At 63.0% G+C, this 703-nt stretch carries 1 protein-coding gene; it reads right to left on the reverse strand.

The features are described from left to right. On the reverse strand, window positions 1-703 hold a 703-nt coding region (locus NP3_RS46050), incomplete at both ends, for an EF-Tu C-terminal domain-related protein (RefSeq protein WP_245721406.1).

A 703-nucleotide genomic window follows, 5' to 3' on the forward strand; every position in this document is an offset into this window, starting at 1 on the left:
TTGATGATCTTCGTGACGCGACCGGCGCCGACGGTACGGCCACCCTCGCGGATCGCGAAGCGCAGACCCTCATCCATGGCGACCGGCTGGATCAGCTTGACGGACATCTCGGTATTGTCACCGGGCATGACCATCTCGGTGCCCTCGGGCAGGGTCACAACGCCCGTCACGTCCGTGGTACGGAAGTAGAACTGCGGACGGTAGTTGTTGAAGAACGGGGTGTGGCGGCCACCCTCGTCCTTGGACAGGATGTAGGCCTGACCCTCGAACTCGGTGTGCGGGGTGGTGGTGCCCGGCTTCACGACGACCTGGCCACGCTCGACATCTTCGCGCTTGATACCACGAACCAGCAGACCGACATTGTCACCGGCCTGGCCCTGGTCGAGCAGCTTGCGGAACATCTCGATACCAGTGACGGTGGTCTTGGTGCTCTTCTCGCGGATGCCGACGATCTCGACTTCCTCGTTCACATTGATCACACCGCGCTCGACACGACCGGTAACGACGGTGCCACGACCGGTGATCGTGAAGACATCCTCGACCGGCATCAGGAACGGCTTATCCGTCTCACGAACCGGGTCCGGGATGGACTCGTCGACCGCGGCCATCAGCTCGAGCACCGACTCAGTCCACTTCGGGTCACCCTCGAGCGCCTTCAGACCCGAAACACGCACGACCGGCGCGTCCTCGTCGAACTCCTGCG

Source organism: Nocardia pseudovaccinii NBRC 100343, from assembly GCF_001613225.1.
GTDB lineage: Bacteria > Actinomycetota > Actinomycetes > Mycobacteriales > Mycobacteriaceae > Nocardia > Nocardia pseudovaccinii.